At 64.4% G+C, this 13,480-nt stretch carries 12 protein-coding genes; 4 read left to right on the top strand and 8 right to left on the bottom strand.

Features of this window, described 5'->3' with window-relative positions; genetic code table 11:
- Positions 1–11: 11 nt before the first annotated feature.
- On the bottom strand, positions 12–1,127 hold the full coding sequence (locus MTX34_RS06910; RefSeq protein ID WP_243608874.1) for an MBL fold metallo-hydrolase: 1,116 nt from the start codon (positions 1,125–1,127) through the stop codon (positions 12–14).
- A gap of 94 nt (positions 1,128–1,221) precedes the next feature.
- Here MTX34_RS06910 and htpG point away from each other — a divergent pair, with 94 nt between their 5' ends.
- Positions 1,222–3,147 carry a molecular chaperone HtpG gene (gene htpG / locus MTX34_RS06905; RefSeq protein ID WP_243608873.1) on the top strand — a complete coding sequence of 642 codons (1,926 nt, stop codon included), beginning with the start codon at positions 1,222–1,224 and terminating at the stop codon, positions 3,145–3,147.
- A gap of 101 nt (positions 3,148–3,248) precedes the next feature.
- Entirely contained in the window at positions 3,249–4,049 is an 801-nt protein-coding gene (locus MTX34_RS06900) for a crotonase/enoyl-CoA hydratase family protein (protein ID WP_243608872.1), read from the top strand.
- 63 nt (positions 4,050–4,112) lie between these two features.
- Here the strand turns inward: MTX34_RS06900 and MTX34_RS06895 are convergent, their stop codons facing one another.
- Both MTX34_RS06895 and shbA read right to left on the bottom strand, forming a co-directional pair.
- Positions 4,113–5,759, bottom strand: a complete 1,647-nt coding sequence (locus MTX34_RS06895) for a cytosine permease (RefSeq protein ID WP_243608871.1) — start codon at positions 5,757–5,759, stop codon at positions 4,113–4,115.
- 113 nt (positions 5,760–5,872) lie between these two features.
- Positions 5,873–6,454, bottom strand: a complete 582-nt coding sequence (gene shbA, locus MTX34_RS06890; RefSeq protein ID WP_243593752.1) for an RNA polymerase sigma factor ShbA — start codon at positions 6,452–6,454, stop codon at positions 5,873–5,875.
- Positions 6,455–6,650: 196 nt separating this feature from the next.
- On the opposite strand from shbA, the gene MTX34_RS06885 reads away from it, so the two are divergent.
- Positions 6,651–7,598 (top strand): alpha/beta fold hydrolase, encoded by a 948-nt coding sequence (locus tag MTX34_RS06885; protein WP_243608870.1) that lies wholly within the window; start codon positions 6,651–6,653, stop codon positions 7,596–7,598.
- 63 nt (positions 7,599–7,661) lie between these two features.
- On the opposite strand, the gene MTX34_RS06880 is transcribed toward MTX34_RS06885, so the two are convergent.
- The 3 genes from MTX34_RS06880 to MTX34_RS06870 form a co-directional block, all read right to left on the bottom strand.
- Complete coding sequence (locus tag MTX34_RS06880) at positions 7,662–8,336, bottom strand: hypothetical protein (RefSeq protein ID WP_243608869.1); 675 nt, start codon at positions 8,334–8,336, stop codon at positions 7,662–7,664.
- A gap of 191 nt (positions 8,337–8,527) precedes the next feature.
- Positions 8,528–9,862 (bottom strand): ammonium transporter, encoded by a 1,335-nt coding sequence (locus tag MTX34_RS06875; protein ID WP_243608868.1) that lies wholly within the window; start codon positions 9,860–9,862, stop codon positions 8,528–8,530.
- On the bottom strand, positions 9,859–10,590 hold the full coding sequence (locus MTX34_RS06870) for an enoyl-CoA hydratase (protein ID WP_243608867.1): 732 nt from the start codon (positions 10,588–10,590) through the stop codon (positions 9,859–9,861). The genes MTX34_RS06875 and MTX34_RS06870 overlap by 4 nt, the downstream gene beginning before the upstream one ends.
- Positions 10,591–10,652: 62 nt before the next feature.
- Between MTX34_RS06870 and MTX34_RS06865 the strand changes: the two genes are divergently transcribed.
- Complete coding sequence (locus MTX34_RS06865) at positions 10,653–11,720, top strand: NAD(P)-binding domain-containing protein (RefSeq protein ID WP_243608866.1); 1,068 nt, start codon at positions 10,653–10,655, stop codon at positions 11,718–11,720.
- Here the strand turns inward: MTX34_RS06865 and MTX34_RS06860 are convergent.
- Complete coding sequence (locus tag MTX34_RS06860; RefSeq protein WP_243608865.1) at positions 11,717–12,538, bottom strand: uroporphyrinogen-III synthase; 822 nt, start codon at positions 12,536–12,538, stop codon at positions 11,717–11,719. The two genes, MTX34_RS06865 and MTX34_RS06860, sit on opposite strands and share 4 nt — an antisense overlap.
- Before the next feature lie 63 nt (positions 12,539–12,601).
- A complete protein-coding gene (locus MTX34_RS06855; RefSeq protein ID WP_243608864.1) occupies positions 12,602–13,450 on the bottom strand; it encodes an aldo/keto reductase in 849 nt (282 codons plus the stop codon).
- Positions 13,451–13,480 lie beyond the last annotated feature (30 nt).

Genomic DNA, 13,480 nt, shown 5'->3' with positions numbered 1-13,480 from the left:
ATGCGGTTCGCTCAGCCCAGCCGAGCCCACCAACGATCGTCGTGCAACGTTCGAGTTGCGTCCATGCGCTGGCCCGGCATCGGCACGGCCACCTGCACTCCGACGTCCTCGGCGGCGGCGTGCAGCCGCACGATCGGCTCGGACCAGGGATGGAAGGCCAGGTTGAACGTGGCCCAATGGATCGGGACGAAGATGCCCGACGCCGTCAGATCGACGTGCGCGGTGACCGCTTCCTCCGGATTCATGTGGATGTCCGGCCACCGCACGTCGTAGGCACCGACGGGAAGAAGCGTCAGATCGAAGGGTCCGTAATTGCTGCCGATCTCGGCGAATTTCGGTGTGTAGCCGGTATCGCCGCCGAAGAAGACGCGTCGAACCGGACCGGCGAAGGCCCAGGACGCCCACTGCGTCGAGTCCCGGGTCAAGCCACGGCCGGAGAAGTGACGCGCCTCGGTGCACGTGACGGTGAGGCCACCGAGGTTCGTCTGCTCGTCCCAGTCCAGTTCGATGATCCGCGCGTCGGGCACCCGCCACTTCCGCAGGTGAGCACCGATTCCCAGCGGCACCACGAACGGGGCCGACTGCGTACTCGCCAGCTTCTGCACCGTCACCTTGTCCAGATGGTCGTAATGATCGTGGGAAATGACGATGGCGTCGACACGCGGCAGGTCGATCAACTCGACCGGCGTCGGATGCAGCCGCGCGGGCCCCACCACCGAGGACGGCGAGACACGATTGCTCCACACAGGATCGGCGAGGACGCGGTAGCCGTCGACCTCGACGAGCACGCTCGAATGTCCGTACCAGGTGACCGCCAGCTCCCCGGCATCCACCGGCGCGATCGGCGGTGCCAGCGGAATCGGGCGTTGTGGCCTCCCCTTGCCGCGTTCGGTGAGCAGCGAGACGAACATGTTCTGCTGCCCCTTCTCGCCGCGCCCCGGTACGTAACTGGAGCTGGGGTCGGAGTTGTGGAATCGGCGATCGCGGTAACGCGGCGATCCTGCTGCGTACGGGGTGATGTGCACGCGCCTGGCACCGATGGCCGAGGGCAGACCCCACAGGGCACGCGCCAACCATGCACTGCTCAGTGCTGCTGTGGCTCCCAGTACGAACTTCGTCTTCGTCACGGCCACCACAGTAGGCGGCGCCGACGTCTTCGCAGCTCACCCGTAGCCTTGCCGTAGAATATTCGCGTCGGTTTTGCTGCTAGAAGGGGAGACATTGAGTACCGAACAGCTCGAATTCCAGGCGGAGACGCGTCAGCTCCTGGACCTGATGGTGCACTCCATCTACTCCAACAAGGACAGCTTTCTCCGTGAACTGATCTCCAACTCCTCGGACGCGCTGGACAAGCTGCGCCTGGAGTCGTACCGCAACAAGGACCTGGACGTCGACGTCTCGGATCTGCACATCGAGATCGACATCGACGCCGCAGCCCGCAGCCTCACCATCCGGGACAACGGCATCGGCATGTCCCGCTCGGAGGTCATCGACCTCATCGGCACGCTGGCCAAGTCCGGCACCGCAGAGGTCCGCAAGAAGCTCAAGGAAGCCAAGGACGCAGCCGCATCCGAGGAGCTGATCGGCCAGTTCGGCATCGGCTTCTACTCCACGTTCATGGTGGCCGAGAAGGTCACACTGCTCACCCGCAAGGCGGGTGAAAGCACCGCCACCAAGTGGGAGTCGACCGGTGAGGGCACCTACGAGATCACCGACGTCGACGACGCCCCGCAGGGCTCCTCGGTGACGCTGGCGCTCAAGCCCGCCGACGAGGAAGACCATCTCCACGACTACGCGTCCGAGCGCAAGGTCAAGGAACTGGTCAAGAAGTACTCCGATTTCATCGCCTGGCCCATTCGCATCGACGTCGAGAAGCGCATCAAGAGCGAAGAGGAAAACGGCGAGGACACCGTCACGATCGAGACGGAGACGATCAACTCGCAGAAGGCGCTGTGGACCCGCTCCAAGGACGAGGTGTCCGAGGAGGAGTACAAGGAGTTCTACAAGCACGTCAGCCATGCCTGGGACGAGCCGCTCGAGGTCATCCCGTTCAAGGCCGAGGGCACGTTCGAATACCAAGCGCTGCTGTTCATTCCGTCGCAGGCGCCGTTCGACCTGTTCATGCGCGAGAGCAAGGCCGGCGTGCACCTGTACGTCAAGCGCGTGTTCATCATGGACGACTCGCAGGAACTGCTGCCCGAGTACCTGCGCTTCGTCAAGGGTGTCGTGGACGCAGCGGACCTCTCGCTCAACGTCTCTCGCGAGATCCTGCAGCAGGACCGGCAGATCCGCGCGATCCGTCGACGCCTCACCAAGAAGGTGCTCTCCACGGTCAAGGAACTGCAGAGCGAGCAGCCCGAGAAGTACACGACGCTGTGGTCGCAGTTCGGCACGGTCCTCAAGGAGGGCCTGATCTCGGACTCCGACAATCGCGAAACCCTGTTGGGCATTTCGTCGTTCGCATCCACGAACTCCGAGGAGGGCGTGACCACCCTCGCCGAGTACGTGGACCGGATGAAGCACGGCCAGCAGCAGATCTACTACATGACGGGCGAATCCCGTCAGCAGATCGAGAGCTCGCCACACATGGAGGCGTTCAAGGCTCGCGGCCTCGAGGTGCTGCTGCTCACCGATTCGGTCGACGAGGTGTGGGTCGGCAACGTCACCGACTTCGACGGAAAGTCGTTCCAGTCCATCGCCAAGGGCGAGGTGGACCTCGACACCGAAGAGGAGAAGAAGGACTCCGAGGCCAAGCGCGAGGAGCAGGACAAGGAGTTCGCGGACCTGCTCACCTGGCTGACCGAAACCCTCGGCGAGGACGTCAAGGAGGTACGTCTGTCGACGCGCCTGACGACGTCACCGGCCTGCGTCGTCGGCGACGAGTTCAGCTTCTCCCCGCAACTCGAGAAGATGTACAAGGCGTCGGGACAGTTCGTGCCGACCTCCAAGCGCATCCTCGAACTCAACCCCACCCACGATCTGGTGACGGGATTGAAGAAGGCCCGCGAGGATCGCAGCGATGATCCGCACCTCGCCGAGACCGCCGAGTTGCTCTATGCGACGGCACTTCTCGCCGAAGGTACGGAACTGAAGGATCCGGCGAAATTCTCCAAGCTCCTCGCCGATCGGTTGACGCGCACCATCTGAGTGCCTGCGGCAGTGGTGTGGTTATGTGCCCTGGGCGGCACTTATCCGCACCACTGCGGCGCAGCCGCAGAAGTCCGACGTCGACAGTGGAAGGCCCGCCCGTGAGAGAACCCGTACTTACCGAACGACAAGGCAACGTGGTCGTCTGGACGCTGAACAACCCGGACGCGCGCAACTCGATTTCCGAAAACGAGACGATCGAGGCTCTGGAAGACGCAGTGGCCGCGGTCAATCGGGACGAGAGCGTGCGGGTTGCCATCCTGACCGGTGCCGGTTCGGCATTCTCGTCGGGCGGGAACGTCAAGCACATGCGGGACAAGCAGGGAATGTTCGGTGGTAGCCCGGCCGAGTTGCGGCAGGGCTACCGCCACGGCATTCAACGAATCCCGAAGGCGTTGTATCACTGCGAGATTCCCACGATCGCTGCGGTCAATGGCCCAGCCATCGGAGCCGGCTGCGATCTGGCATTGATGTGCGATCTTCGAATCGCCTCGACCACTGCGACATTCTCCGAGAGTTTCGCCAAGGTGGGCATCATTCCCGGAGACGGTGGGGCCTGGCTGCTCCCCCGGGCCATCGGCATGGCACGGGCCAGCGAAATGGCGTTCACCGGCGAGGCCATCGACGCCGCTACGGCATTGGAATGGGGCTTGGTCTCTCGGGTCGTCGAGCCCGAAGATCTGCTCGACGCTGCCCACACACTGGCTCGGCGTGTGGCGGCCAACCCACCGCAGGTACTGCGTATGACGAAGAAGTTGTTGCGCGAGGGCCAGCAGCAGAGTCTGGAATCGTTGCTCGAGCTCTCCGCTGCCTATCAGGCCATCGCACACCACACCGAGGATCATTCCGAGGCTGTCAACGCGATGCTCGAGCGTCGCGATCCCGAGTTCCGAGGACGCTGACTCGCCAGGTGAGTGGAAACTCGGCCCCCACTACGAGTTTCCACTCACCTGCGACGAAGTCGCCTACTGCTCGGGCAGGATGTGCTCCCCCGTCTTGTCGGTACTCAGCGACAGTGAACTGATGTATTGCTTCTCTCCGTTGGGCCCCGGCACGTTGGACGCGATCATGTCGGGTCGCTCGAATTCCATTCCGCTGACGTGACACATCACGAGTTCGTCGGACGGGTTGCCGTACTCGTCGAACATCGGCAGATCGATACCGTCGTCGGTACGCCGCAGGTAGTACTTGCCCTTGGTTGCCACCGCCAGAATGGGCGGAAGCACCAGTGCGAGAACGAGAGCCACGATCGGCGAGTACGGTTTGATCGCCGATCCGAATGCGCCGAAGAAGACGAGAATCGACAGAATCGCCGACGCCGCCATCGACCCGAAGCCGACCGGATTGATGTTGTAGAGCATGCCGCGTCGAAACTCGGGGACCTTGGGCGAGAGCTTCAGTATGTACTTGTTGAAGACGATGTCCGACGCCACCACCGCGATCCACGCGATACCGCAGTTGGCGTAGAAGCCGAGGATGCTGTTGAGGAAGTCGAACATGTTGGCTTCCATCAGGATCAGTGCGATGGCAAGGTTGAACAGCACGAACACCATGCGGCCGGGATACGTCTTGGTGAGGCGGGTGTAGGAGTTGGTCCACGCCAGCGACCCGGAATACGCGTTGGTCACGTTGATCTTGATCTGACTGATGACCACCAGGATCACCGCGAGGGTCATGGCGAGCCAGCCCGGCATGAAGTTCTCGTAGATCTCCAGGAACTGGTGCACCGGCTCGTTGGCGATGCTGGATCCGTCGACGACGTTGGCGATCAGGTACACGGCGAGGAAGAGACCGACGACCTGCTTCAGCGCACCGAAGATGACCCAGCCCGGGCCGGCCAGAAGCACTGCCGTCCACCAACGCCGAGAATTTTCGGGAGTCTTGGGCGGCATGAAGCGCAGGTAGTCGATCTGCTCGGCGATCTGCGCAATGAGCGACAGACACACGCCTGCGGCGAGCATGACCGACCCGACGTTGACGCCCTTGCCGTCGGCCCCGTCCTGACCGCCGTAGGCGAAGAACTCACCGACCGAGTCGGGGTTGCTGATCACGAGATACACGAACGGCAGCACCATCAGGACGAGCCACAGCGGGGTGGTCCAGACCTGAAGCTTGGCAAGGGCTTTCATGCCGTAGATGACCAGCGGGATCACCATGATCGTGGATACCGCGTACCCGATGGGCAAGGGAATGTTGAGGCCGAGTTCGAGTCCCTGCGCCATGATCGAGCCTTCGAGCGCGAAGAAGATGAACGTGAATGTCGCGAAGATGACGTTGGTGACCACCGACCCGTAGTAGCCGAATCCGCTTCCACGGGTGATCAAATCGAGGTCGATGTTGTAGCGAGCAGCGTAGTAGGCGAGCGGGAGCCCGGTCAGGAAGATCACGACGGCGAACACCAGGATGCCCCACAGGGCGTTGCCGGTTCCGTAGGAGATGCCGATGTTGGCACCGATGGCGAAGTCCGCGAGATACGCGATGCCGCCGAGCGCGGACGTCGCGACGACGCCGGTTCCCCATTTACGGTAGCTACGCGGCGCGAAGCGGAGCGTGTAGTCCTCCAGCGTCTCTTTCAGCGCGGTGTCTGTCGGTGCTGGCTGTACGGCGGTCATGGATCAACAACGTAGAACCGCCACGTTGCCGGAGTGTCTTGTGACGATGTAGCTGGTGTTACTCACTCCGACGATTCGGACATCCGGCGCAGATGCTCGTCACGGAGGGATCGTCAGGCGACTGCGCGTGCCGCCAACAGCGAGAAGTTCGACAGCTCGGCACGGAGCAGGTTCATCGCCCGATGCTGGGCCACTCGCACGGCCCCGGCCGTCATTCCGAGCGCTTCGCCTGTTTGCGGTGCCGTGAGACCCCACACCACTCGCATGAGGATGATCTTCCTGTATTTCGGCGGCAGGGTGTCCATCAAGGCCTGAGCGTGGCTGCGCAGTTCGTCGCCGAGCGCGACCTGCTCGGGCCCGGCGTCGGTTGACTGCTCCTCGGGCATCTCGTCGACCGAGAACGATTGACGAAGAGCAGATCTACGACCTGCATCGGCCAGCTTGTGTGCAGCGATCCCGTAGACGAACGCCATGAAGGGCTTGCCCATGTCGCGATATTTGGGAATGGCGGTCACCAGTGCGAGGCATACGTCCTGCACCACGTCGTCCGCAGCCACGTCGAGATTCCGGACCCGGGCGGAACAGTAGCGGTGGACCGGTGGCTGGATCAGCACCAGTACGCGTTCGAGTGCGGCACGGTCGCCCGCGACGGCCCGCGGTACGACGTCTTCGAGCGTGTCCATGGAAGTGCTCATGGCCGATCTCCTTCTTGGCAACGCGCGCCCTCACCTGAACGCTCATCGGTACTTCGACGCTGCTGACCGTTCGGCTTGGTTGGATCGGCTACCACATCGAAAGAAAATGTGATTCAGGTAACACGGCGTGTCGTGGAAGCGACGTACCGGACAACATCCACGTCGCGTCACGTGACCCAGACACCGCGGAGCGCACATGAACACCAGTGAGCAGAACCATCTGGTCGGTCGCCGGAGCACCGTCGCCGCTGCGGACGGCACCACGCTTGCAGTGCGCGAGTTCGGACACCCCGATGCGGCCCTGACCGTGGTGTTCGTGCACGGACACTGCCTACGGATGCAGTCGTGGACCGAGCTGCGCACACACGTCGAGGCAGTCTGGGGCGAGGACACGCGAATCGTTCTCTACGATCACCGCGGCCACGGCGAATCCGGTGCAGCAACGCCGGACAGCTGCACCATCGATCAGCTCGGCGAGGACTTGGCCGACGTGATCCGCGCTGTGGTCCCGGTGGGGCCGTTCGTTCTGATCGGACACTCGATGGGCGGCATGACGGCGCTCTCCTACGCCCGTCAGTACCCGGAGGCCGTCGGCTCACGTCTGGTCGGGGTCGGTCTGATCGCGACGTCGGCCGGTGGGATCACCGACGACGGGCTCGGCAGTTGCCTCGCGCATCCCGCCGTGTCGGCGTTCCAAGCCGCTGTTCGACGCGCCCCTCGACTGATGTCGGGTGCCAAGAAGCTCAGTCGCGGGGTGTGCGCCCCCATCGTCAGGACGGCGGGATGCGGCTCCCACAAAGTCAGCCCGCGGGTGGTGACGCTGGCGACGGCGATGCTGGGTGAGACGTCCATCGTCACGATGTCCGGCTTTCTCGGAGCATTCCGAGGTCTGGACGAGGTGGCCGGCCTGGCCGCGCTGGCCTCGATTCCCACCCTCGTACTCTGCGGCACCGACGACCTGATGACACCGATGCGACACTCGGAAACCCTTGCCGCACATCTGCCCGATGCTCGCCTGGTCCGGGTGGCGCAGGCCGGACACATGGTGATTCTCGAACGGGCACACGAGGTGGCGGACGCCATCGTCGAACTCGTGACGGCCGCTCGACGGGCACACGTGGGAGATCTTGCCCTGGCACGGTAGACCTGCCGACGACTGTGGCCCGCACCGGAATCCGATGCGGGCCACAGCACTGCAGTGAACGATCTACTTCTTGACTGCGGGAGGAGCGTTGAGGAGCTGGATGAACTGTCCGGCGTTACCGATGACCGCGCCGAGGCCACCGGCGGAGGTGCCGGCGAGCGATCCGATGGCACCGAGGGCGATCGCGCCGATGACGCAGCCGCCGATGGGGCCGGCCCCGAGAAGAGTGGCAACCGGTGCGGTCACGACGACTCCGGTGATGATTCCGAGGAGGCATCCACCGACGATTCCGGTTGCAGCACCGAGGAATCCGCCGACAGAGGCGGTGAGGCTGAGGTTGTCCTTGACACCCGCGACAGCGGCAGGCAGGTCGACCTGCTGCAGGCCGGGGAGCGAGGCGGAGACCGGGGTTGCCGCGGCGGGCGAGACATCGGCGGTCAGGGTGGCGTGGTTTCCGTCGATCACGGCGGCGACGGGGTGCGAGAATCCGTCGGCGGCGATGGCGAGCGGAACGGAGTCGACGAGTGCGCCGTTGGCGTCACGGACGACGAGGTGGTTGTCCTCGTTGCTCAGGGTGCCGGCCGTCGTGTCGACGAGGACCTGGTTGCCGGCCTGGGTGACGTTCCACCCGACGGCAGCGGCGGGAGCCGGGGCCGGATCCGCATAGGCGGTGCCCATGGCGGTCGTCATCGCTGCAATGACCAATGCGGACGTTGCCGCGAATCGAGTCAGCTTCATGTTCCTCAGTCTTTCGTCGTGTCCATCACTCGATGCGAGCAGCGAAAAACTATGGGTGGAACACGCGGGTCAGGCGAACCGAGGATGAACGAACGGGGTCGAACCGAACAACGATCCGGCGCATCGAGTCATAAGGGACAGAACGACTTTCGAAGTCCAATCGGTTCGTAAACGACTCGCGCGGGTTGTCTCTACTTACCGAAAAGACCCGGCTTGTTGCTGCCTCCGTGGCCCACTCCGAAGTCGTATGCGGACTCGGCATGCTCGTGCTCGTCCAAGCCGTCGGCTTCGTGTTGCGCGTCGGCGCGCACGCCCATGACGGCCTTGATGGCGAACGCGATTCCGGTGGTGACGATTGCGCAGTAGGCGAACACCGCGGCCACCGCGATCGCCTGGACCCACAGCTGATGCAGCCCGCCGCCGTAGAACAGACCGTCCACTCCCGCCGGCATCTGCGCGCTGGCCACGAGTCCGATCATCAGCGTGCCGACGATGCCGCCCACCAGATGCACGCCCACGACGTCGAGCGAATCGTCGTATCCGAAGCGATATTTGAGCCCGATGGCCAGCGCACACAGCGCGCCCGACGCGACCCCGATCGCTGCGGCACCTATCGGGGTGACCGCCGCACACGAGGGCGTGATGGCCACCAGTCCGGCGACGACTCCCGATGCAGCACCGAACGACGTCGCGCGGCCGTCCCGCAGCTTCTCGACGACGAGCCACGCGGCCATGGATACCGCTCCGGCACCCATCGTGTTCACCAGGGCCACTGCGGCAACCCCGTCCGCGGCGAGGGACGATCCAGCATTGAAGCCGAACCACCCGAACCACAGCAAACCGGCTCCGAGCATCACGGCCGGAAGGTTGTGCGGGCGCATGGGATCTCGCGGCCAACCTCGACGTTTGCCGACCACCAGGGCAAGCACGAGACCGGCAACTCCGGCGTTGATCTCCACCGCAGTGCCGCCTGCGAAATCGATCGCGCCCAGCCGGTTGGCGATCCATCCACCGAACTCACTCGTGAGGCCGTCGAGCGAGAACACCCAGTGCGCCACCGGGAAATACACCAGGGTGGACCACAAGGCCGCGAACACGACCCAGGGAACGAAACGCATCCGATCTGCGACCGCTCCCGAGATCAACGCCACGGTCACCATCGCGAAGCCCGCCTGGAAGGCCGCGAAGACCAGTGCGGGAACGGTGCCCACCAACGGAATCGACACCGCTCCCCCGGCGGAGGTGTACACCCCACCCAGCAGACCCTCGAAACCTGCGTACTGCAGTGGATTCCCGATCCATCCGCCGAACACGTTGTCGCCGAACACCATCGAGAATCCGAACGCCAACCACAGCAGCCACACCACCGCGATCGCCGACAAACTCATCATCATCATGTTCAGCACGCTCTTCGAGCGCACCATCCCGCCGTAGAAGAAGGCCAGACCGGGCGTCATCAGCAACACCAGCGCGGTACTGGCCAGCAACCATGCAGTATCGCCCGCATCGGGCGCGCCGTTGATCACCTTCCTGCGAACTTCGGCGTGCGCTTCTCGGTACGTGCTCGGCGCGCTTCCTTCATGTCCTCGCTGCTCCACGTGGCCTCGAACGCAGCGGCCTGTTCCGACGTCGGAACATCATGTGCTCCATCATCGTTGAAAACGAGCTTGAGATGCTTCAGCGCCAAGGGCGCGAGTGCGGTGATCGACAGTGCCCACTCCATCGCCGCATCGACGTCGCCGAGCTTGTTGGCCAGCCCGCACGTGTACGCCTGATCGGCGTGCACCCGTTCCCCGCCGATCAGAATCGTGCGTGCAACGCCGCCCCCGGCGAGCGCGGCCAACCGCCGGATGGTCCAGTTGCTCACCGCGATACCGAGCCGCGTCGACGGAATCTCGAAGAATCCACCCGGCGCAACAACCCTCAGATCGCAGGCAATCGCCAACTGTGTCCCGGCACCCACCGCCGGGCCGTTGATCGCCGCGACCACCGGGATCGAGACACGTTCGATCGCCGTCAGCATCTCCTCGAGGATCTGCCCGAAATGCTCGGGAAACGCATCACCGGTCAGATCGGCTCCCGCGCAGAAGCTGGTCCCCTGGCCGGTGATGACCACGACCCGCGCGCCGTCACGCTCGGCTTGTTCGACTCCGCGCTGCACCGCGAGGCACAACTCGGAGTTCAATGCGTTCCGTCGATCCGGGCGCTGCAGTTCGAGGGTGACGACATCGCCGTCACGTGTGTGTCCAATCACGAGTGCAGAGGTTACCCACCAGTACAGGAATCGACAGTGTGGGGCCTGATCTACTGGTCTCCATGATCGACACTCGGGTCGCCGTCATCGGTGCCGGCCAAGCAGGACTCTCGGCCGGCTATCACCTGCATCGCGCCGGCCTGACCGCAGGCGAGGGGTTCGTGATGTTGGATCGCTCCCCCGGCCCGGGTGGCGCGTGGCAGTTCCGCTGGCCGTCGCTGACCCTGAGCACCGTCAACGGCGTGCACGACCTGCCCGGCATGGCGTTCGCCGAGACCCTCGGCGACGAGCCTGCCGAGACCATCGCGGCCGCCGACGCCGTTCCCCGCTACTACCGCGAGTACGAGCAACGCTTCGAACTGCATGTTCGACGCCCCGTCACGGTGACCGTCGTGTGCGACCGCGAGCCCCGATTCCGGGTCGAAGCGGGCGAGACAGTCGTCATGGCCGAGGGGCTGATCAATGCGACCGGGACGTGGGAGAAGCCGTTCGTTCCGCACTACGACGGTGCCGAGACGTTCGGTGGCAAGCAACTGCACACCAAGGATTATCGGACGGCCGACGAGTTCGCCGGCCAGCACGTCGTCGTGGTGGGCGGCGGCATCTCGGCCGTCCAACTGCTCGACGAGATCTCGCAGGTCACGACGACGACCTGGGTGACGCGTCGACCACCGGTGTTCCGGGACAGCGAGTTCGATCACGATGCCGGTCGTGAGGCCGTCGCGATGGTCGAAGAACGCGTGCGGGCCGGCCTGCCTCCCGGGTCGGTCGTCTCGGTCACCGGACTGCTGCTGACGCCGTCGTTGGCTGCCGCCCAGAAGCGCGGCGCGCTCGACCGAAAGCCGATGTTCTCGTCCATCACCGAGGATTCGGTGGTGTGGGAGGACGGGTCGAGTCAGCACGCCGATGTGATCCTGTGGGCCACCGGTTTTCGCAGCGCCCTCGACCACCTCGCTCCGCTGCGCCTGCGCGGACACGGCGGCGGAATCGTGATGGACGGCAGGCTCACCACCCGCGTGGCTGCGAACCATCGCGTCCATCTGCTCGGCTACGGACCGTCCGCCAGCACGATCGGCGCGAACCGGGCCGGTCGCGCGGCGGTGACGGAGCTGCTCGAGACTCTGGGTTAACCGAGCTGCTCGGCCACGAACTTGGCCAGCGCGCCGAGCCTCGCCCGGCTCGGCATGGAGGTCGGAACACCCAACGCATCCAACGGTGCCGACGTCACCGGCCCGACGCAGATCGCGGCGACAGGGCCTCGAAGTGCGTCCAGGAAGGCGTCGAGCAGGCCGTTGTCTTTGGCCGTGGAGAGCAGGGACGCGACCGCGGGGGCGCTCGTGAACGTCACCGCGTCGACGCGATGCTCGATGATCTGCGCCAACAAGTCGATGAGTGGAGCCTGATCAACTGGTCGGATCCAGCGGTACACCGGGATCGGTCGGACATGCGCGCCGAGTTCGTTCAACGCATCGCTCAGGTGAATCGTCGGCTCCCACTCGGTGATCACCCCGTGCAGCTGCACCGCGATGTCCACGCCGGCAACACCCTCGGCCTCGAGATGATCGGAGACTTCCTGCGAGGCCTCGGTAGCGGGTGACCATTCGTCCCTGAGCCCGGCACCACGAATTGCCCCGCGCGCCTTGGGACCTCGGGCGATGATTCGCGTGTGCCCCAGCGCTGTCAGGAGGTCTTCGCGCATCCCCCAGTCGGCGGCCGCGTCGAGCCAGCCCCGGAAACCGACACCGGTACTGATCACGACGATCTGCGGCGGGTGTTCGACGATGCCCTCGGTGGCGGACTTCAGCTCGGAATCGTCGATCAGGGGCAGAACGTGAATCGCCGCGGCGTGAACGATGTTCGCGCCGCGGCGTTCGAGCATGGTGGCCAATTCGTCTGCACGCCGCTCGGCGGTGAGGGCAACGGTCTTGCCGTCGAGCGAATCGGACATGGGTACAGACTAGGCCCCCCATGTGAGCGGAACTTCGTAGTGGGCTACGAAGTTCCGCTCACATCAGCTGCTGAACTGGTCCGGATCCGGGCCGGTGCGGCCATCTGCGGAATCCAGTGCGTTGATCTGCTGAATCTCGTCGTTGCTCAGCTCGAAGCCGAACACGTCGAAGTTGGCGGCGATGCGCTTCGGGGTCACCGACTTGGGGATCACCACGTTGCCGAGCTGGATGTGCCAACGCAGGATGACCTGAGCCGGGGTGACGCCGTGTGCGTCGCCGATCTTCGCGAACACCGGCTCGTCGAGAATGGTGCCCGATCCGAGCGGGCTCCAGGCCTCGGTGGCGATGCCCTTCGAGGTGTGGAACGCGCGCAGCTCTTCCTGGATGAAGCGCGGATGCAGCTCGATCTGGTTGACCGAGGGCACCTCACCGACGGCGTCCATCAGCTTCTCGAGGGTGGGAATGGTGAAGTTGGAGACGCCGATCGAACCGATGCGGCCGTCGGCCTTGAGCTTCTGGAATGCCTTGAAGGTATCGATGTACTTGTCGCGATCGAGCTGCTGCCAGTGAATGAGGTACAGGTCGAGGTACTCGAGTCCGAGTCGTTCCATGCTGGCGTCGAACGCCTTCAGGGTGGAGTCGTAGCCCTGATCGTCGTTCCAGAGCTTGGTGGTGACGAACAGCTCGTCACGGGCGATGCCGGATTCCGCGATCGCCTTGCCGGTGCCGGCCTCGTTCTCGTACACCTTGGCGGTGTCGATGCTGCGGTAGCCGACCTTCAATGCCTCGGTCACTGCGGCCTGTGCACCGTCGTCGGGCACCTGCCACACACCGAACCCCAGCTGGGGAATGGACGTGCCGTCGTTGAGCACGATGGTCGGGACAGTACTGGTCTCGGCTGAATACGTCATACGAATGGCAACGGTGGGTGGGGTGGTGTT

This window comes from Rhodococcus sp. ARC_M5 (genome assembly GCF_022810405.1).
In the GTDB taxonomy this organism is placed as follows: domain Bacteria; phylum Actinomycetota; class Actinomycetes; order Mycobacteriales; family Mycobacteriaceae; genus Rhodococcoides; species Rhodococcoides navarretei.
The sequence above is the reverse complement of the archived record's forward strand: the minus strand, read 5'-3'. Positions and strand labels throughout refer to the sequence as shown.

What these genes read in the sequence shown, in the direction of transcription:
- MTX34_RS06895 (WP_243608871.1), bottom strand. Translation starts at nt 5,759, where the DNA reads ATGACCGCCGTACAGCCAGCACCGACAGACACCGCGCTGAAAGAGACG.
- shbA (WP_243593752.1), bottom strand. Translation starts at nt 6,454, where the DNA reads ATGAGCACTTCCATGGACACGCTCGAAGACGTCGTACCGCGGGCCGTC.
- MTX34_RS06885 (WP_243608870.1), top strand. Translation starts at nt 6,651, where the DNA reads ATGAACACCAGTGAGCAGAACCATCTGGTCGGTCGCCGGAGCACCGTC.
- MTX34_RS06880 (WP_243608869.1), bottom strand. Translation starts at nt 8,336, where the DNA reads ATGAAGCTGACTCGATTCGCGGCAACGTCCGCATTGGTCATTGCAGCG.
- MTX34_RS06865 (WP_243608866.1), top strand. Translation starts at nt 10,653, where the DNA reads ATGATCGACACTCGGGTCGCCGTCATCGGTGCCGGCCAAGCAGGACTC.
- MTX34_RS06860 (WP_243608865.1), bottom strand. Translation starts at nt 12,538, where the DNA reads ATGTCCGATTCGCTCGACGGCAAGACCGTTGCCCTCACCGCCGAGCGG.
- MTX34_RS06855 (WP_243608864.1), bottom strand. Translation starts at nt 13,450, where the DNA reads ATGACGTATTCAGCCGAGACCAGTACTGTCCCGACCATCGTGCTCAAC.